At 66.8% G+C, this 19,128-nt stretch carries 18 protein-coding genes and 1 tRNA gene; 9 read left to right on the forward strand and 10 right to left on the reverse strand.

Annotation, left to right across the window (positions count from 1 at the left end; genetic code table 11):
- The first annotated feature begins 408 nt into the window (after positions 1–408).
- Positions 409–1,104 (forward strand): TetR/AcrR family transcriptional regulator, encoded by a 696-nt coding sequence (locus tag BST40_RS18565; RefSeq protein ID WP_075549241.1) that lies wholly within the window; start codon positions 409–411, stop codon positions 1,102–1,104.
- Positions 1,105–1,218: 114 nt separating this feature from the next.
- Positions 1,219–1,884, forward strand: a complete 666-nt coding sequence (locus BST40_RS18570; RefSeq protein ID WP_075549242.1) for a TetR/AcrR family transcriptional regulator — start codon at positions 1,219–1,221, stop codon at positions 1,882–1,884.
- A gap of 55 nt (positions 1,885–1,939) precedes the next feature.
- On the opposite strand, the gene BST40_RS18575 is transcribed toward BST40_RS18570, so the two are convergent.
- Both BST40_RS18575 and metG read right to left on the reverse strand, forming a co-directional pair.
- The gene (locus BST40_RS18575) at positions 1,940–2,305 is read right to left on the reverse strand and encodes a PAS domain-containing protein (protein WP_075549243.1); all 366 of its coding nucleotides are present in this window, start codon (positions 2,303–2,305) and stop codon (positions 1,940–1,942) included.
- 333 nt (positions 2,306–2,638) lie between these two features.
- Positions 2,639–4,201 carry a methionine--tRNA ligase gene (metG, locus tag BST40_RS18580; protein WP_083134914.1) on the reverse strand — a complete coding sequence of 521 codons (1,563 nt, stop codon included), beginning with the start codon at positions 4,199–4,201 and terminating at the stop codon, positions 2,639–2,641.
- A gap of 32 nt (positions 4,202–4,233) precedes the next feature.
- Here metG and BST40_RS18585 point away from each other — a divergent pair, with 32 nt between their 5' ends.
- The 6 genes from BST40_RS18585 to BST40_RS18610 all read left to right on the forward strand — a co-directional run bounded on the left by BST40_RS18585 (position 4,234) and on the right by BST40_RS18610 (position 11,558).
- Positions 4,234–5,103, forward strand: a complete 870-nt coding sequence (locus tag BST40_RS18585; RefSeq protein WP_075549245.1) for a TatD family hydrolase — start codon at positions 4,234–4,236, stop codon at positions 5,101–5,103.
- A gap of 171 nt (positions 5,104–5,274) precedes the next feature.
- Positions 5,275–6,402 (forward strand): resuscitation-promoting factor, encoded by a 1,128-nt coding sequence (locus BST40_RS18590; RefSeq protein ID WP_204903172.1) that lies wholly within the window; start codon positions 5,275–5,277, stop codon positions 6,400–6,402.
- Positions 6,366–7,319: a 16S rRNA (adenine(1518)-N(6)/adenine(1519)-N(6))-dimethyltransferase RsmA gene (gene rsmA / locus BST40_RS18595; protein ID WP_075549247.1), complete on the forward strand. Its 954-nt coding sequence runs from the start codon at positions 6,366–6,368 to the stop codon at positions 7,317–7,319. Before BST40_RS18590 ends, rsmA begins: the two co-directional genes overlap by 37 nt.
- Before the next feature lie 59 nt (positions 7,320–7,378).
- Positions 7,379–8,341: a 4-(cytidine 5'-diphospho)-2-C-methyl-D-erythritol kinase gene (locus BST40_RS18600; RefSeq protein WP_180276481.1), complete on the forward strand. Its 963-nt coding sequence runs from the start codon at positions 7,379–7,381 to the stop codon at positions 8,339–8,341.
- A 346-nt stretch (positions 8,342–8,687) separates the two neighbouring features.
- Positions 8,688–10,322: a fatty acyl-AMP ligase gene (locus BST40_RS18605; RefSeq protein ID WP_075549248.1), complete on the forward strand. Its 1,635-nt coding sequence runs from the start codon at positions 8,688–8,690 to the stop codon at positions 10,320–10,322.
- A 261-nt stretch (positions 10,323–10,583) separates the two neighbouring features.
- The gene (locus BST40_RS18610; protein WP_083155073.1) at positions 10,584–11,558 is read left to right on the forward strand and encodes a DUF302 domain-containing protein; all 975 of its coding nucleotides are present in this window, start codon (positions 10,584–10,586) and stop codon (positions 11,556–11,558) included.
- 31 nt (positions 11,559–11,589) lie between these two features.
- Here BST40_RS18610 and pth read toward each other — a convergent pair whose 3' ends face one another.
- The 7 genes from pth to BST40_RS18645 all read right to left on the reverse strand — a co-directional run bounded on the left by pth (position 11,590) and on the right by BST40_RS18645 (position 16,720).
- Positions 11,590–12,171 (reverse strand): aminoacyl-tRNA hydrolase, encoded by a 582-nt coding sequence (gene pth, locus BST40_RS18615; protein WP_075549250.1) that lies wholly within the window; start codon positions 12,169–12,171, stop codon positions 11,590–11,592.
- A gap of 12 nt (positions 12,172–12,183) precedes the next feature.
- Positions 12,184–12,846, reverse strand: a complete 663-nt coding sequence (locus BST40_RS18620) for a 50S ribosomal protein L25/general stress protein Ctc (RefSeq protein WP_083155082.1) — start codon at positions 12,844–12,846, stop codon at positions 12,184–12,186.
- A 181-nt stretch (positions 12,847–13,027) separates the two neighbouring features.
- Positions 13,028–13,687, reverse strand: a complete 660-nt coding sequence (locus tag BST40_RS18625) for an LpqN/LpqT family lipoprotein (RefSeq protein ID WP_371687257.1) — start codon at positions 13,685–13,687, stop codon at positions 13,028–13,030.
- A complete protein-coding gene (arsC, locus tag BST40_RS18630) occupies positions 13,687–14,043 on the reverse strand; it encodes an arsenate reductase (glutaredoxin) (RefSeq protein ID WP_075549252.1) in 357 nt (118 codons plus the stop codon). Before arsC ends, BST40_RS18625 begins: the two co-directional genes overlap by 1 nt.
- Positions 14,044–15,024, reverse strand: coding sequence for a ribose-phosphate diphosphokinase (locus BST40_RS18635; RefSeq protein WP_023367092.1), 981 nt, complete (start codon positions 15,022–15,024; stop codon positions 14,044–14,046).
- Between the two features lie 85 nt (positions 15,025–15,109).
- Positions 15,110–16,594: a bifunctional UDP-N-acetylglucosamine diphosphorylase/glucosamine-1-phosphate N-acetyltransferase GlmU gene (gene glmU / locus BST40_RS18640; RefSeq protein WP_075549253.1), complete on the reverse strand. Its 1,485-nt coding sequence runs from the start codon at positions 16,592–16,594 to the stop codon at positions 15,110–15,112.
- 54 nt (positions 16,595–16,648) lie between these two features.
- Positions 16,649–16,720 (reverse strand) — tRNA-Gln (locus BST40_RS18645).
- A gap of 388 nt (positions 16,721–17,108) precedes the next feature.
- Between BST40_RS18645 and BST40_RS18650 the strand changes: the two genes are divergently transcribed.
- On the forward strand, positions 17,109–17,702 hold the full coding sequence (locus BST40_RS18650; protein ID WP_075549289.1) for a TetR/AcrR family transcriptional regulator: 594 nt from the start codon (positions 17,109–17,111) through the stop codon (positions 17,700–17,702).
- 5 nt (positions 17,703–17,707) lie between these two features.
- Here the strand turns inward: BST40_RS18650 and lysA are convergent, their stop codons facing one another.
- Entirely contained in the window at positions 17,708–19,048 is a 1,341-nt protein-coding gene (gene lysA, locus BST40_RS18655) for a diaminopimelate decarboxylase (protein WP_075549254.1), read from the reverse strand.
- Between the last annotated feature and the right edge of the window lie 80 nt (positions 19,049–19,128).

Consider the following 19,128-nt stretch of genomic DNA (forward strand, 5'->3'; position numbering starts at 1 on the left):
GCGCCGACTACGCCCACTGGCTCCAACCCGAGCATTCACCAAACATCACCATCCACCGTCTTAACTGAACGGTATTGGGCTTAGCCAGGCCAAGTCCGGCCTTGGGCATACCACTCGCATGGAAATATCCATTAAACGTACCGGCAGTATTTCGTCTAGCGGATAGTGCTGCCCCGCGCGAAGCGTCGCAGCGAGAAACCGGGCTGATACCCTCGAAATCGGCGTCAATGCAACCTGAGGCACAGCCGGTAAGCCATCACGAGATGACCATCTGGCTTCCCCGCTCGAGGAGGGCATCGCGAAGGTGACGGCGATCGTCCCGGCCGGTGGTTCCGGTTTCGGAACCGCTCAAGACAGCCTGGAAACAGACGCCACCCATACGCGGCGCGACCGTCAGCGGCGGCCGGCATGAATTCTTCGGCTCAGACCACGACCGACTCGCCGAGCGGACGAGCGGACACCACGCGCCAGCAGATTCTGCACGCCGCCGCGCATCAGTTCGCGCGGCGCGCGTACCACGATGTCGGACTCGACGACATCCTCGCGGCGGCCCAGCTCACCAAGGGTGCGATGTATTTCCACTTCCGGTCCAAGCACGCGCTGGCGGTCGCCATTATCGAGCAACACACCGCCGCCGGCCGGGTTGCTGTCGAGGAGCTGCTGGCCAGGCAGCTTTCCGGCCTGGAGACGCTGGTCGACTTCGTTTACCTGATCGCCGTCCGCGACATCAGCCAGGACATGGCCAGGGCTGCCCTGCACCTGCTCGACTCGGTTGGTCGTACCGAAGGTCTGCAGGCGAAATTACTGGACGGGTGGATCGAAGCCCTGGCGGCCGTGGTACGGCGCGCGATCCTCGAAGGCGACGTCGCCGAAGGCCGCGACCCGCAAGACGTTGGCCGTCTGATCGTGTCGATGTACCTGGGTTTGCGGCAGGCCAGCGACCTGGACGCACCGGAGCGGTTTCTCGGCGATCTCGAGAAAAGCTGGTTGCTGGTGCTGAGCGGAATAGTGCAGCCGGACAGAATCGACTACTTCACGCAGTTCGTCACCCGGCGGACCGCGCTGGCCATCCGCTCGGCAACAGCCCCGGTGGCGCCGGGTTGACCAAGATCGAAGCCATGGCGGCGGCTGTTAGGCTAGCCGGCTGACCAGGAAAGTAAGCGATGCGGAGGTGCGGAGCCTCGTCGGAGCCGCCGCACTGGCGGAGGTACGGGAGCGATGGCACGCCAGGTCCGATCCGAGGTAACCCGGCGAAAGATCCTCGATGCCGCCGTCGACGTTTTCGGCGACGTCGGGTACGCGTCCGCCGGCTGGGGCACGATCATCGAGCGGACCGGCATGACCAAAGGCGCCCTCTATCACCACTTTGATTCCAAGGAAGCGCTGGCGTCAGCGATCATCGAGGAAGGTTCCGACGCGCTTCTCGGCGCGTTTCGCAACGTTTGCGGGTCGGCGTCGCCCGCGCTGGAGAACATGATTCATGGCACCTTCGCCGTCGCACACCTGCTCAATGCCGACAAGACGGCTCGTGCGGCCGAGCAACTAACCGCTGTCCTTGCCGGATTCAACTCCGCTGCCGCGCAGTTTTTCGGGGCCTGCGCGGGGGAGATGGCCGGCCAGGCCCGGCGGGCGATTGCCGAAGGTGATCTGCGAGACGACGTCGATCCCGAATTGGTCGGTGAGTCGATTGTCGGCGCGACGTTCGGAATGCGGTTGCTCGCCAACGCGTTATCCCGATCCGGCGGCAACGGATACCGAGTCGAGAGCGCCGGACAGCGATTGGGTCAGCTATGGGGACTTCTGCTTCCCGGCATGACGGTTGAGACGTCGCTGCCCTATTTCCGGGAATTCCTTGCTCGCGAGGCGATGCGTAGCCGCCATTGATCGCGGCCGTGCCCGGTGAAGTCCGCCTCCAACGTCGTGGCAGCTCAGCGGACGGTCAGCGCTCTTCTTCCCACAGTTGTTCGGTCAGATCCTGAAAAACCGCGAGGGCAAAATTGTCGTCCGCACGTCGTACGGCCGACCTGCTCATCAGCGCTCGCACCACCGAGCCGTCCTTGTGGGCCAACTCGACGACCATGTTGGCCAGCGCATGCAGGAAGGACAGCGTCGACGATTCCGAGTGCGGGCACTGATGGAAGATCTCATGGAACCGCAGCGACAGCACCTCGTCCGGGTCGCGGCCCACCATCTCGGCGAACGCGGTGTTGGTGAACAAGATGCTGCCGTCGTCTCCAGTGGCGAGCACGGGGACCGGAATCCGCTCCAGAACTACCAGCGCGGGCAACTGCTTCAAGGCGATCATCGGCGATTGACTTGCCTGCCGGTTCCGTCGGCGCTCCACAGCCCTTGATTATTGCCTATGACGGCGAGTTGGCCGGGCGGTTTCCGGTAAGTCGGAGTTCGCTGCGGGTTCGCGACAGGGGCCGCCGCATTTCGTTGCGGGGCACCGGACGACAGGTGGTCGTTGACGACGGCACCGCGGCGGCAACCGCACCGAGCGGCAACGAATTTGCTTGTAGCACAAGGCAATTATGACCTCGTGATGACATGTCCGGTTCCCGACGAGGCGCCCCGGATCAGGGTCTCCGGCGTGCGGCTCGTTCCCGCCTGGACTTTGCTGTAGCGCTCGTTCCGCTCACTCGACTTCGGGCGGCGGCTGGTATCGCGGGAATACCCCCACAGGCGGCGGCAGTTGGGTGCCCGGCGCGAGCCGGGTGCCGACGGCGCTGAACGCCCGCTGGTCCTCGGGTTGGCCGAGCAGGTCCAGCATCTTGGCGGCCGACTCCGGCATGACCGGCTGCACCAGTAGCGCCGCGATGCGTACCACCTCGCACGTGGTGTAGAGCGTGGTGCGAAACCTCGCCTGGTCGGCCTCGGACTCGCTCTTGCGCAGCACCCATGGCTGCTGTGTCGAAAAGTACTTGTTGGCGTCGCCGAGCATCAGCCAGATCGCTTCCAGCGCCAGATGCATTGCCTGACGGTCGAAGTGGGCGCGCACCCGATCCAACAATCCGTCGGCCGTCGCCAGCAACTCGGTGTCGGCATCACAGAACTCCCCGGGTTGGGGCACCACCCCGCCCAGGTTCTTGGCAACCATGGACAACGAGCGCTGGGCCAGGTTGCCGAGCTCGTTGGCCAGATCGGTGTTGATCCGGGTGACGATGGCCTCTTCGCTGTAACTGCCGTCCTGGCCGAACGGCACCTCCCGCAACAGGAAGTAGCGGACCTGATCCACGCCATAGGCCTGGATCAGTGACACCGGGTCGATAACGTTGCCCACCGACTTGCTCATCTTCTCGCCGCGATTGTGTAAGAACCCGTGGGCGAACACCTTTCGCGGTAACTCGATGCCCGCCGACATCAGGAAGGCCGGCCAGTAGACGGCATGGAACCTGATGATGTCCTTGCCGATCATGTGCAGGTCGGCGGGCCAGTAGCGGCGGAACGACTCCGAGCCGGTATCCGGGTAGCCGGCGCCGGTCAGGTAGTTGGTCAACGCGTCCACCCAGACGTACATGACATGGTCGGGATGCTCGGGCACCGGCACGCCCCAGTCGAACGACGTTCGCGACACCGACAGGTCTTTGAGGCCACCGGACACGAAACTGATCACCTCGTTACGCCGGACCTCGGGCGCGATGAAGTCGGGGTGGGCCTGGTAGTGAGCCAGCAGCTTGTCGGCGTAGGCCGACAACCGGAAGAAGTAGGTCTGCTCCTCGGTCCAGGTCACCGGTGTGCCGGTCTCGACCGCGATCCGGGTGCCGTCGACAAGTTGGGTCTCCGACTCGACGAAAAACCGCTCATCGCGCACCGAGTACCAGCCCGAATAGTTGTCCAGGTAGAGATCACCGGCGTCCTCCATCCGGCGCCAGATCTCCTGCGACGCCGCGTAGTGGTCGGGGTCGGTGGTGCGGATGAACCGGTCGAAGGAGATGTTCAGCGCCTCCTGCATGCGCTGGAAGACGTCGGAATTGCGCCGGGCAAGCTGGGCGGTCGGCACGCCCGCGGCCGCGGCGGCCTGCGCCACCTTCAGGCCGTGTTCGTCGGTGCCGGTCAGGAAGCGCACGTCGAAGCCGTCGAGTCGCTTGAACCGGGCGATCGCGTCGGTGGCGATGTATTCATATGCGTGACCCACATGCGGCGCCGCGTTGGGATACGCGATCGCGGTGGTGACGTAATAGGGCTGCCATGGCTTCATTGGGATCCCACCCTATTGGGTGGTCCTATTGTGTGCGCGTGAGCACCAACCGGCCCGCCACACGGCAAGCACCGCCCGCCCCGGAGCCGTTGGCCCCGCTGGTCGACGCGCACACCCACCTCGACGCGTGCGGCGCCGGCGACGCTCGAGGCGTCGCCGCCATCGTCGACCGCGCCGCGGCCGTCGGTGTGCGCGCGGTGGTCACCATCGCCGACGATCTGGAATCGGCGCGCTGGGTGACCCGGGCGGCCGAGTGGGATCCACGGGTCTACGCGGCGGTGGCGCTGCACCCCACCCGCACCGACGCGCTCACCGACGCCGCACGAGCCGAAATCGAGGCACTGGTGGCCCATCCGCGTGTCGTGGCGGTCGGCGAGACCGGGATGGATATGTATTGGCCGGGCCGCCTCGACGGGTGCGCGCAGCCCGGCGTGCAGCGCGAGGCCTTCGCGTGGCATATCGACCTGGCCAAGCGCGCCGGAAAACCGTTGATGATCCACAATCGGCAGGCCGACCGCGAGGTGCTCGACGTGCTGCGGGCCGAGGGCGCGCCGGACACCGTGATCTTTCACTGCTTCTCGTCGGGCAGCGCGATGGCCCGCGAGTGTGTGGCCGCCGGATGGTTGCTGAGTCTTTCCGGAACTGTGACCTTCCGCAACGCCCGGGACCTCCGGGAAGCTGTTCCGCTGATACCGCTGGAGCAGGTTCTGGTGGAAACCGACGCGCCGTTTCTCACCCCGCACCCCTACCGCGGCACAGCGAACGAGCCGTATTGCCTGCCCTACACCGTTCGAGAACTGGCTGAGCTGGTCAATCGCCGTCCCGAGGAAGTGGCCCAGATCACCACGGGCAATGCCGTGCGGGCGTATGAACTGGGTCACACAGCTGGCGGGTGGCCCTAACACCCGGCGTGCCGGAGTTGCTCAGCTTTGATCGGTTCGTTACCGTCTTGTGATCGTACGGGTGGGCCTCTGGGGCCCATTTTGGCGTTTTCAGCTGAATTCGGCTGAAATGTCTGGAACTTGCTGCTGGGTCGTTGCTGAGGTTGTTGGTTAGGTCGGGATAGTCGCACATTGAATCTGCTTACGAAACTTCATCAAACCGAATCACCGATGTTGCGCCTTGTGGTTGGCGCCTTACTGCTGGGACTGGCGTTGGCCGGCGGGTATGCCGTTTCGGCGGCCAAGACGGTGACGCTGACCGTCGATGGAACCGCGATGCGGGTCACCACGATGAAGTCGCGGGTGATCGACGTCGTCCAGGAGAACGGCTTCTCCGTCGACTCACGCGACGACCTGTACCCCGCGGCGGACGTGGTGGTCCACGATTCGGAGAACATCGTGTTGCGTCGCAGTCGCCCGCTGGAGATCTCGCTGGACGGCCACGACGTCAAGAAGGTTTGGACGACGGCATCCACGGTGGACGAAGCGCTGGCCCAACTGGCCATGACAGATACCGCCCCAGCGGCCGCCTCCCGCCGCAGTCGGGTCCCGCTGGCGGGGATGGCGCTGCCGGTCGTCAGCGCCAAGACGGTGGAAATCAACGACGGCGGGGTGGTGCGTACCGTGCACCTGGCGGCGCCCAACGTGGCGGGCCTGCTCGACGCCGCTGGCGCGCCGCTGCAGGGCAGCGACCAGGTGGTGCCCGCCGCGACGACGCCGATTACCGACGGCATGCAGATCCAGGTGACCCGGTACCGCATCGAGCGGGTCACCGAGCGGTTGCCGCTGCTGCCCAATGCGCGTCGCGTCGAAGACCCGGAAATGAACATGAGCCGCAAGGTCGTCGAAGACGCGGGAACTCCCGGTGAGCAGGATGTGACGTTCGCGGTGGCTGAGGTCAACGGCGTGGTCACCGGAAAGCTGCCGATCGCCAACGTCGTGCTGACGCCGGCGCGCGACGCGGTGGTGCGGGTGGGCACCAAGCCGGGCACCGACGTACCTGCGGTGAGCGACGGAGACATCTGGGACGCCATCGCTGGTTGTGAGGCGGGCGGCAACTGGGCGATCAACACCGGCAACGGGTACTACGGTGGGGTGCAATTCGACCAGGGCACCTGGGAGGCCAACGGCGGGCTGCGGTATGCGCCCCGCGCCGATATGGCCACCCGCGAAGAGCAGATCGCAGTCGCCGAGGTGACCCGCCAACGCCAGGGCTGGGGCGCGTGGCCGGTGTGCAGTGGACGAGCGGGGACACGCTGACTATCCGGCTGCTGGGACGCACCGAGATCAGGCGGCTGGCCAAAGAGCTCGAGTTCCGGCCACGAAAATCGCTCGGACAGAATTTCGTGCACGACGCCAACACGGTGCGCCGGGTGGTTGCGGCCTCCGGGATCACCAGGGCTGACCAGGTGCTGGAGGTAGGGCCCGGCCTGGGCTCGCTGACGCTGGCGCTGCTCGACCGTGGGGCCACCGTGACGGCCGTCGAGATCGACCCGGTACTGGCGGCCCGGCTGCCGCAGACCGTCGCCGAGCATTCCCACAGCGAGATCCAGCGCCTGACCGTGCTCAACCGCGACATCCTGGGCCTGCACCCGCAGGATCTGGCCGTCGAGCCGACCGCGGTGGTCGCCAACCTGCCCTACAACGTCGCGGTTCCGGCGTTGTTGCATCTGCTGGCCGAGTTCCCGTCGATCCGGGTAGTGACGGTTATGGTGCAGGCCGAGGTCGCCGAACGGCTTGCCGCCGAGCCGGGCGGCAAAGAGTACGGCGTGCCCAGCGTCAAGATGCGCTTCTACGGACGGGTCCGGCGTTGCGGCATGGTGTCGCCGACGGTCTTCTGGCCCATCCCGCGCGTCTACTCCGGACTGGTCCGCATCGATCGATACGAGACGTCACCGTGGCCGACCGACGGCGCGTTTAGGCAGCAGGTGTTCGAACTAGTGGACATCGCCTTCGCGCAGCGCCGCAAGACGTCCCGCAACGCGTTTGCCCAGTGGGCGGGCTCGGGCAACGAGTCGGCGAATAGGTTGCTTGCGGCCAGCATCGACCCCGCCCGACGCGGTGAGACGCTGTCGATCGCGGATTTCGTGCGTTTGCTGCGGCGCTCTGGGCAGGGGTCCGGTGAGGTGGCGCAGACCAGCGGCACCGCCGGCGAGCAGCAGGTCCCGGCGGGTTGATCATGAGCCGCAGGGCGCCGTTGCGTGTGGTTCGCCGGTTACAGCGATAGTCTGCTGCGGTGGTCAGGGCGTCGGACGGCAACACCGCTGAGTTGTGGGTGCCCACCGGGTCGGTCACCGTACGGGTGCCCGGCAAGGTGAACCTGTACCTTGCCGTGGGTGACCGTCGCGGCGACGGCTACCACGAGCTGACGACGGTGTTTCATGCCGTCTCGCTGGTCGACGAGGTGACGGTTCGCAATGCCGACGTGCTGTCGCTGGAGCTCGTCGGCGAGGGGGCGCACGAGCTGCCCGTCGACGAACGCAATCTCGCCTGGCAGGCGGCCGAGCTGATGGCCGAACATGTGGGCCGGGCACCCGATGTGTCGATTCTCATCGAGAAATCCATCCCGGTGGCCGGGGGGATGGCGGGCGGCAGCGCCGACGCGGCTGCCGTGCTGGTCGCGATGAATGCCCTGTGGGAACTCAGCCTGCCTCGCCGCGACCTGCGACTGCTCGCCGAGCGGTTGGGCAGCGATGTGCCGTTTGCGCTGCACGGCGGCACCGCGCTGGGCACCGGCCGCGGTGAGGAGCTGGCAACGGTGTTGTCCCGCAACACCTTCCACTGGGTGCTGACGTTCGCGCACAGCGGGCTGTCCACGCCGGCGGTATTCACCGAGCTTGATCGGCTCCGCGAGGTGGGCGACCCGCCGCGCCTCGGCGAAGCCGGGCCGGTGCTGGCAGCGCTGGCCGCGGGCGATCCGCAGCAGCTGGCGCCGCTGCTGGGTAACGAAATGCAGGCCGCCGCGGTAAGCCTGGACCCGGCGCTGCGTCGGGCGCTGCGGGCGGGTGTGGAGGCCGGTGCGCTGGCCGGCATCGTGTCGGGTTCGGGTCCGACGTGTGCGTTTCTGTGCGCCTCGGCGGAGTCCGCGATCGACGTGGGCGCGCAGCTGTCGGGGGCGGGTGTGTGCCGTACCGTGCGAGTGGCCACCGGACCGGTGCCGGGCGCCCGGGTGGTTCCGGCTCCGGTAATCCCCGAATAACCGGTGTGACTTGGCTGTGAAATCCGCCTCAAACGCCCTAAGAGTTTGGCAGTTACTTAAGAGTTGCTTAAGATAATCGGCGGTGACGGCTAGCGGTAAGCAAGGGAATGCGATTTCGTCGTCCGCCGGGCAACGCGCCGGGCGGTCCGCGAACCGCCTTCGGTCCAGGCAGGCCCGGATACGGGCCAGGCTCTTGCGCGTCGTGCGGTCCGGCGTTGGATCGTCAGCTCATCACCGAACCGAAACCTAACCGCTTCCCAATTGTGTGCGCGCGCCTGTCGCAAAGTGCCGTCCAGCAGGCGGAACATGAAACCCGGACCTTGGGGCCGGAACCGAGGAGGATGCTTTGAGCAGGTTTACCGAGAAGATGTTCCGCAATGCCCGCGAGACCACCAAGGGCATGGTGACCGGTGAACCACACACCCCGGTTCGGCACACCTGGAACGAAGTCCACGAGCGAGCGCGGCGGATAGCCGGCGGCTTGGCGGCCGTCGGCGTCGGCCCCGGCGACGCGGTCGGTGTGCTGGCCGGCGCACCGGTCGAAATCGCCCCGACCGCTCAGGGGCTGTGGATGCGCGGCGCCAGCCTGACCATGCTGCACCAGCCCACCCCACGCACCGACCTCGCGTTGTGGGCCGAGGACACCACCACCGTGGTCGACATGATCGAGGCCAAGGCGGTCATCATCTCCGAGCCCTTCCTGGCCGCCGCTCCGGTGCTGCAGGAACGCGGCATCAGGGTGCTCACGGTCGAGCAACTGCTGGCATCGGACCCGGTAGACCCGATCGAGACCGGCGAGGACGATCTGGCATTGATGCAGTTGACCTCCGGGTCGACAGGATCCCCTAAAGCGGTTCAGATCACCCACCGCAACCTGTTCGCCAATCTCGAGGCGATGTACATCAGCGCCGAGTACAACGCAGACACCGACGTGATGATCAGCTGGTTGCCGTTGTTCCACGACATGGGGATGATCGGCTTCTTGACCGTGCCCATGTACTTCGGCGGTGAGCTGGTCAAAGTCACCCCGATGGACTTCATGCGCGACACCCTGCTGTGGGCCAAGCTGATCGACAAGTACCGGGGCACCATGACAGCTGCCCCGAACTTCGCTTATTCACTGTTCGCCAAGCGGCTGCGCAAGCAGGCCAAGCCCGGCCAGTTCGACCTGTCCACGTTGCGGTTTGCGCTGTCCGGCGCCGAGCCGGTCGAGCCGGCCGACGTCGAGGACCTGTGCGAAGCCGGCGCCCCGTTCGGGCTCAAACCGCAGGCGATCCTGCCCGCCTACGGGATGGCCGAGATCACGCTCGCGGTGGCGTTCTCCGAGTGCGGCGCCGGTCTGGTGGTCGACGAGGTGGACGCCGACCTGTTGGCCGCGCTGCGCCGCGCGGTGCCGGCCACCAAGGGCAACACCCGTCGGCTGGCCTCGCTGGGCCCGCTGCTGCAGGGGATCGAGGCGCGCATCGTCGACGAGGACGGCAACATCCTGCCGCCGCGGGGCGTCGGGGTGATCGAGCTGCGGGGCGAGTCGGTGACACCCGGCTACATCACGATGGGCGGATTCATCCCGGCGCAGGACGCGCAGGGGTGGTATGACACCGGTGACCTCGGCTACCGCATGGAGAACGGACACGTCGTCGTCTGCGGCCGGGTGAAGGACGTCATCATCATGGCTGGCCGCAACATCTACCCGACCGACATCGAGCGGGCCGCCGGCCGGGTCGCCGGGGTGCGTCCGGGTTGTGCGGTGGCAGTGCGGCTCGACGCCGGGCATTCGCGCGAGACTTTCGCGGTGGCGGTGGAGTCCAATGCCTTCGAGGATCCCGCCGAGGTGCGCCGCATCGAGCACCAGGTGGCCCACGAGGTGGTCGCCGAGGTCGACGTGCGTCCGCGTAATGTCGTGGTTCTCGGTCCGGGCACCATCCCCAAGACGCCGTCGGGCAAGCTGCGACGGGCCAACTCCGTCACCCTGGTCACCTAGCGTTTCGATCGCGAGCAGACACAAAATCGCCCAATTCCCCAAGGAAATTGGGCGATTTTGCGTCCCCCCGCAAGCGGGAGGTACATCCAGCTCGCGGATGCGGCGGCCGGGTTGCGTCGACAAACCACCTCCCTGGACAGTCAACCAGTGGTGGAATGGTCTGGCCGATCGATACTGGGCGGCCCGAATGATGTGGTGACCGCTGCGGAGTGCCGCTTGCCGAACAGCAGGCCCCATCCGAAACCGAAGGGAGCAGTACCCATGTTGTTCGCCTCCCGAGCAGCGGTGATGCGAGTTGTCGCCGGCCTTTCCGTCGTTGTTCTCATTGCGGCCGCCTGCGGCAGCACCAAAGATAGTGCTTCGCAATCAACGAATGCGCCGGCAACAACAAGTGCGGCAAGCCAGCCGCGGACCGTTTCGACGACCTTCATCAGCTACAGCTCGAACCAGAAGTTCGAAGCTACCGTCGATGCACTGCAGAAGGCGGCCGCCGACAAGGGGATGATGATCGTCGGAGACCTCAACCAGGACGCGGTGCTGGCGGCTACCGGGCTGCAATTGCCGGGGGCGCATAGCTTCTTTATCGGCAATCTGCGGATCGGTAAGACGTTTTTCGACGCCACCCAGGCGATCGGCGCGGTGATCCCGGTACGAGTGCACGTCTGGGTGGACGGCGACGGTCCGGCCCACATCAGCTACTTCGATCCGGCCCCGGAGTTCACCGCCGTCGACCCCGCTCTCGGCGACGCCGGGCAGCAGATCTCCCAATCGATTCGCACCATCGCCGAAGCCGCGGTGGGCGCCGGCGCCGCACCTCAGGCAACCCCTCAGGTGACCAAGGTCGACACGACATTCATCACCGTCGACACATCAAGTTCGTTCGAGACGACGATTGGCGCGTTGCACACCGCGGCCGACCAGAACGGGATGACCGTCCTGGGCGATGTCAACCAGGCCAGCAGGCTCGAGGCGATCGGACTGCAGTTGCAGCGGTCGCACAGTTTCTTCGTCGGTAATCCGCAGATCGGCAAGACGCTCTTCGGCGCCACGCAAGCGATCGGCGCGGTGGTTCCGCTACGGATGCAGGTCTGGGCGGAGAGCCGCGGTCCGGCGCACATCAGCTACTTCGACCCGGCGCCGCTGCTCAGCGTCGTCGACCCGGCTCGCGCCGACGTCGGGCAGCAGGTGTCGCAGGCGATCCGCACCGTTGCCGACGCCGCGGCGTCGACGCACTAGACGCACCAAAAGCGATCCGGCTGACGCGGGATCACCCCTGCCAGGCGTGGACCCGATTCTGCGCGGGCTCCAGCCCCATTTCGATGAGCAACTCGGTGGCGTCTGCGGCCTGCTCGCAGATGGTCGGGACGTCGGCCCGTTCGGCGGCGGTGAAGTTCTCCAAGACGAACGCCGCCGGGTCCTTGCGTCCGGGCGGACGGCCGATACCGATGCGCACCCGCTGAAAGTCCTTGGTGCCCAATGCAGCCGCCACCGAGCGCAGCCCGTTGTGGCCGCCCTCGCCGCCACCGAGCTTGAGCCGGATGCGACCGAAGTCCAGGTCGAGGTCGTCGTGGATGACCACGACGTCGGCCGGCGCCACCGAGTAGAACGTGGCCAGCGGGCCCACCTGGCGGCCCGACTCGTTCATGTAGCAGCGCGGCTTTGCCAGCACCACCGAGTGTCCCGCCAGCCGGCCAGTAACGACTTCGGCCCCGGAACGCTTGTGCCCCTTGAATTTCGAGCCCAACCGCGTGGCCAACAGGTCGGCAACCATGAAGCCGAGGTTGTGCCGGGTGCGCGCGTAGCTGTCTCCGGGGTTGCCGAGGCCGATGACCAGGAAGGGCTCGGCCACGTCGCGGGCCGCCTACTCGCGCTCTTCTGCGGCGGTTTCGGCTTCTGAGGCCTCTTTTCCGGCCTCTTCGGCGGCCGCGGCTTCGGCAACCTCTCCTGCGCCCTCTTCGGCGAGATCTTCGGCCGTCGGCGCATTCACCACGTTGACCACCAGCATGTCCGGGTCGGAGATCAAGTTGACGCCCCGTGGCAGCGCGATCTTCCCGGCGGTGAACTGGGTGCCGGGCTCCGCATCCTCGACCGACACGGTCAGGTGCTCGGGAATCGACAGCGCCTCCGCTTCGATCTCGACGGCGTTGGTTTCCTGGGTCACCAAGGTGCCCGACGCAGCCTCGCCTTCCACCACGACGGCGACCTCGACGACGACCTTCTCACCGCGCCGGACCACCAGCAGGTCGGCGTGCTGAATGGTGCGGCGGATCGGGTGGATGTCCAGCGCTTTGGTCAGCGCCAGCTGCTCCTTCCCGGCGATGTCCAGGGTCAGCACCGCGTTGGTGCCCGAGTGCCGCAGCACCGCGGCGAAGTCGTGCCCGGGCAGCTCCAAGTGCTGGGGTTCGGCGCCGTGGCCGTACAGGACGGCCGGAATCCTGCCGTCGCGGCGGGCTCGCCGCGACGCGCCCTTGCCGGTCTCGGTCCGCACCGTGACCTTCAGTTGGTTGACTGCAGCCTTGGCCATTTGTGTCGCTCCTGTGTGCTCGAAACCCACGTCATAGGGCACGGCAAGGATCGCGACGAAAGTGTCGGTCTCCGTCGATAACGGTGCTGGTCTTTCGCACCCTCGCCGTGACGCCCGGCCAGGTTAGCGCATCGGCACCGCAGAGGGGAAATTCGGCTGCCCTCGCGTCATCGCCGCGTCATCACCGCAACTTCACTGCTACCGCGAAACCGCGGATGATCGCCTCGATGTCGGGCGCATTCGCGGCCGCTTCGGTGGCCAGGCTGGTGATCGTGAGCTGAACCAGATACCGCTGATTGTCCGGCGGTGGCCCGGTGGGAACCACGACCCGGTTCCAGCTGTGCAGCCGGGTTCCGTCGAGGTCGTAGCTGCCTTGCATCATCGACGACGGAAAGCCGTTGAAGTCTGCCGTCGACGCGTCCAGCTGCTTGAAGTTGTCGAACAACTGGGCGTCTTCGTTGCCGCGCCTGGCCACGTCGGCGGGATTGAAGTCTCCGCGGAGCTTGAACACCACCAGCCTGGCCGTCGGATACTTGCCGCCTTTGGAGATGATCACCGTCTCCGGGCTGATCTTCGGACCGGTATACGGTGACCAGCCCGGTGGGGTCGGAATGGACACTGTCAGACCGTTCAGTTTGCTCGGCGCCAGCTGTTCGCCGCTGACCCCGATGCTTTCCAGGTACTTCGACAGCGGAACCGGCCGTGCCGTCGTGGTCGGGGTGCTGGTGGTCGCACCTGTCGTCAAGATGGACTGGAAGTCCGGGGGTTTCGCCGGGGAGCAGGCGACCGATGACGTCGCCACCGCGATGGCGACGACGGCCGCGTTGCGCCGGCGAGCGATCACAGAATCTCGCGAACGGCGTCGACCGGCCGAGCCAGCCGGGTGCCCTTCGAGGTGACCACAAAAGGCCGTTCGATCAGGATGGGGTGCTCGGCCATCGCGTCGAGCAGTTCGTCGTCGGTGGCGTCGGCGAGGTTCAGTTCGGTGTAGAGCGGTTCGCGTTTGCGTATCGCGGTCCGTACCTCGATGCCGGCGTCTCGGATCAGCTGCACCAGCTGGTCCCGGGACGGCGGGGTTTTCAGGTATTCAACGATGACGGGCTCGAGGTTGTTGTCGCGCAGCAACTCCAGCGTCTTGCGCGAGGTGCCGCACCTGGGGTTGTGGTAGATGACGGGTTCTCCTGCGGCCGCGGCCATCTACGCGTCCCCGTCGAAAAGCCCTGTGACTGAGCCGTTTTCGAAAACCGCGCGAATGGTGCTGGCCAGCAGCGGAGCAATAGACAAGACCGTCAGCTGGGGGAAACGCTTCTGCTCGGTGATGGGAAGCGTGTTGGTGACGATCACCTCGCGGGCTCCGCACGCCGCCAGCCGCTCGGCGGCCGGGTCGGACAGCACACCGTGGGTGGCCGCGATGATCACGTCGGCGGCGCCGTCGTTGTGCAACAGCTGCACGGCGCCGGCGATGGTGCCGCCGGTGTCGATCATGTCGTCGATCAGCACACAGGTGCGGCCGGAGACTTCACCGACGACGCGGTTGGACACCACCTGGTTGGAGACGCGCGGGTCGCGGGTCTTGTGAATGAAGGCCAGCGGGACACCGCCCAATGCGTCGGCCCACTTCTCGGCGATGCGCACCCGGCCCGAGTCGGGGGACACCACCACCATGTTGCCGTCGGGGTAGTTGTCCCTGATATAGCCGGTCAGCAGGTTCTGGCCACGCATGTGGTCGACCGGTCCGTCGAAGAAGCCCTGGATCTGGTCGGTGTGCAGGTCGACGGTCACGATGCGGTCGGCGCCGGCGGTCTTGAGCAGGTCGGCGACCAGCCGCGCCGAGATCGGCTCGCGGCCGCGGTGCTTCTTGTCCTGCCGGGCGTACGGGTAGAACGGCATGACCGCGGTGATCCGCTTGGCACTGCCCCGCTTGAGCGCGTCGATCATGATCAGCTGTTCCATCAGCCAGGTGTTCACCGGTGCCGGGCAGGACTGCAGGACGAATGCGTCGCAGCCCCGCACCGATTCGTTGAAGCGCACGAAGATCTCGCCGTTGGCGAACTCCCGCGCGTCCTGCGCGGTGACATGGACGTCGAGTTCCTTGGCGACCTGCTCGGCCAGCTCCGGATGGGCGCGGCCGCTGAAGAGCATCAGGTTTTTTCGATTGTCGGTCCAGTCGTGGCTCAACGCGCTGCCCTCGCCGTATCGGGATCGAAATGGATGACTTATCGTACGGGGCCTGGAGGTGTCGCCGGGTAGCCGGCACCCTTATTCACGCTGTCTGGTTGCCTTCGGAATCCTGCCCGGCCTTTTGGGCGGCTTCTGCCGCCTGAGCCGCCGCTGTTCCGGGCCGTTTGCGTTGCACCCAGTTCTCGATATTGCGTTGCGGACCCGCGGACACCGCCAACGCCCCCGGGGGCACATCCTCGCGGACGACCGTGCCGGCCCCGGTGTAGGCGCCGTCACCGACCGTCACGGGCGCCACGAACATGGTGTCCGAGCCGGTGCGAACATGCGAGCCGATGGTGGTGCGCTGCTTGGCGGTGCCGTCGTAATTGACGAAGACGCTGGACGCGCCGATGTTGCTGTGCTCGCCGATGTCGGCGTCGCCGACATAAGTCAGGTGCGGAACCTTGGTGCCGGTGCCGATGGTGGAGTTCTTGACTTCTACGAACGCGCCCAACTTGCCGTCGGCTCCCAGCACGGTGCCGGGCCGAAGATAGGTGAAGGGGCCGACCGTGGCCCCGTCGCCGATCGACGACGAGGTGCCGTGCGTTCGGATCACCGTGGCGCGCTCGCCCACGGTGACGTCGGTCAAGGTGGTGTCCGGACCGATGACGCAGTGGCCGCCGATCTGGGTCCGGCCCAGCAGCTGGGTGCCGGGGTGGATGACGGTGTCGCGCCCGATCGCGACGTCGACGTCGATCCAGGTGGTGGCCGGGTCGATGACGGTCACGCCGGCCAGTTGGTGGCTGGCCACGATCCGGCGGTTGAGCTCGGCGCCCAGTTGTGCCAGTTGGACGCGGTTGTTGACGCCGGCTACCAGCGCGCTGTCGTCGACGTGGCGGGCACTTACGGTGTGCCCGTCGCGGCGCAGGATGGCGATGACGTCGGTCAGGTACAGCTCCTGCTGAGCATTGTTGGAGCTCAGCCGGCTCAAGGCGGACCGCAGGGCAGCGATGTCGAAGGCGTACACGCCGGTGTTGACCTCGCGGATCTCGCGTTGTGAGGGTGTGGCGTCGGTTTGCTCGACGATCGCCATCACCTCGTTGTCCTGGGTCCGCAGGATTCGGCCGTAGCCGTGCGGGTCGCTCAGGGTCGTGGTCAGCACCGTGACCGCGGCCGGTCCTGAGGGGTGGGTCGCGCCGTGGGTGGCGATCAGATCGGCCAGGGTGTCCGAGTCCAGCAGCGGCGTATCGCCGGAGGCGACGACCACGATGCCGGCGTAATCGTCGGGCAGGGCGGACAGGCCGCACCGCACCGCGTCCCCGGTGCCCAGCGGCCGGTCCTGCAATGCGACGTCGATCGCGCGTCCGAGGGTCTGGGCCAGCTCGGCGACCAGCGGCGAGATGCGCTGGTGATCGTGGCCCAGCACCACGACCAGATGCTGCGGCGCCAGCTTGGTCATCGCGTGCAGCGAGTGCGCCAGCATGCTGCGCCCGCCCAGGGTGTGTAGCACCTTGGGGGTGTCCGACCGCATCCGGGTGCCCGGTCCGGCCGCGAGGACCACGACCGCGGTGTCACCACGAAACGTCATCGACCCTCCTTACGTTTCGGCTCGCGAACGCGCACGCCCGCGGTACCAACCACGCTCCGTCGCCAGGACTCGAACCTGAACTCTCAGAACCAAAATCTGATGTGCTGCCGATTACACCACGACGGATTGCCGGTCGACGGTGAGCATTTTGCCCGCTCACCACCATGGAACTCTAGTCCGACGGCGAGGCGGCCACGTGCAGCCGTGCCCGTGCTCGCACCCGCGGCTGTCAAATTTACCTCGGGCATGTCGATGGACTAGATGGCGCAAGACCCGATATGACGCGGTTGCCCCACACGGCCCATCGAGTGTGCACAGACGGTTTTGAGCGTGCACGTAGGGCGGGAACATCGCGCTTCGCCCGCCCGGACGGCACGCTCGACGCCGTCAACGCACGCTCGACGCCGTCGCGGCTCGCTCGAGACCGCCAACACCCGCATGACCGGATACCCTGATTGACGTGGCTGTGGCCGATAAGGATCCGGAAAGGGAACCGCGGGCGCCGCGCGCCCGGATGACCGGTAGCGAACGCCGGCGCCAGCTCATCGGCATCGCCCGATCGTTGTTCGCCGAGCGCGGCTACGACGGAACCTCGATCGAGGAAATCGCGCAACGCGCCAATGTCTCCAAGCCCGTCGTCTACGAGCATTTCGGCGGCAAGGAGGGTCTGTATGCGGTGGTCGTCGACCGGGAGATGCAGGCGCTGCTGGACGGCATCACCTCGTCGCTGACCAACAACCGGTCGCGGGTGCGGGTGGAGCGGGTGGCGTTGGCGCTGCTGACCTACGTCGAGGAACGCACCGACGGCTTTCGCATCATGATCCGCGACTCGCCGGCGTCGATCAGCTCGGGCACCTATTCCAGCCTGCTCAACGACGCCGTCAGCCAGGTCAGCTCGATTTTGGCCGGCGATTTCGCCCGTAGGGGCCTGGATCCGGATCTGGCGCCGCTCTATGCGCAGGCGTTGGTGGGTTCGGTGTCGATGACCGCGCAGTGGTGGCTCGACGCGCGCGAACCCAAGAAGGAAGTGGTCGCCGCGCACCTGGTCAACCTGGTCTGGAATGGGCTGACCCATCTCGAGGCCGATCCCCAGCTGCAGGGGGAGTAGGCCCGTTACCCGCAGTCGCGCACCAGCAGGTCGGCGACAGTCTCGCGGCGAACCAGTTCGCGAGCCCGGCCGCCACTGACCGCCACCAGCGGTGGCCGCCCGACCATGGTGTAGTTCGACGCCATGCTGTGGTGGTAGGAGCCGGTGCCGGCCACGGCCAGCAGGTCGCCGGCGTGGATATCCGCCGGGAGTTCGACATCGCGGGCGATCTCGTTGCCCGCTTCCCCATGACGGCCGGCCACGGTGACGGCCCGCTTTTCCGTGCGGGCGTGCCGGTTGGCCAGGGCGACCGTGTACCGCGCGCCGTCCAGCGCCACTCGCGGGTTGTCGCTTATTCCGCCGTCCACTGCGACCACGGTGTGGCCGTTCGGTCGTGTCTTCACCGAGCAGACCCGGTACAGCGTGACACCGGCCCGCGCGCTGATGCCGCGACCGGGTTCCACGACGACCGCCGGGCGTGGGAAGTGCTCGGCGGCGCAGGCCTCGTCCAGCGCATCTTCGGTGACGCCGGCCAACTCCGCGAGGTCGAGTTCGGCGTCTGCGCGCAGGTACGGGACGGCATGTCCGCCGCCGATGTTGAGTTCGGTGAGAATGACGCCGTGCTGTGCTCGGATGTCGGCCATCGCGGCGATCATCCGGCGGATCGCTTCGCCGTAGCGGGCCGGCTCGCAGATCTGCGAGCCGAGGTGGCAGTGCAGTCCGATCAGGTCGAGGATCGGATGCGCCAGCACGGCCCTCACCGCCTCGGCGGCATGGCCGCCGGTGAGGGTGAATCCGGGCTTGGGGTCACTGGTCCCGGCCGCCACCGCGGCGTGGCCGTAAGTGTCGGTATCGGGGGTCACTCGGATGAGTACCCGCTGGCGCCGACGTGCCAGGCCGGCCAGGTAGGCGATGTCGAGGCTGGAATCCAGGACCAGGCGCCCGACGCCGACGGCCACCGCGTCGCGCAGCTCGTCGGGCGATGTGGTGTTGCCGTGCATGACGATGCGGGACGGATCCAGGCCACCGGCCAGGGCCACCGCCAGCTCGCCCGGTGAGCAGATGCCGAGGCCGAGTCCCTCCTCGCGGGCCCAACGTGCCACCGCGGTGGTCAGCAGCGCCTTCCCCGCATAGACGATCTCGACATCACGCAACGCGGCGCGGTAGCGGCGGGCGCGGTGGCGGAAGTCGGTTTCGTCGAACACGTAAGCCGGGGTGCCGAATTCGTCGGCGATGTCGGAGAGCGGCACGCCGCCGACGCACAGCCGGCCGTCCTCGTCGGAGCTGGCGGTGGTCGGCCAGATTGCGGGGTCGAACCGCCGCGGTGCCGCGTGGCCGATGGACGGCAGCAGGTCGAGCAGTGTCATGGCTCCACCATGTGCCGCGGCCGGGGCGGGTACCGGTGTCCTTACATTTTCTTGACGGCGGCGGGCTCGATATTGACGAA

The sequence above is a fragment of the Mycobacterium persicum genome, from assembly GCF_002086675.1.
In the GTDB taxonomy this organism is placed as follows: Bacteria; Actinomycetota; Actinomycetes; order Mycobacteriales; family Mycobacteriaceae; genus Mycobacterium; species Mycobacterium persicum.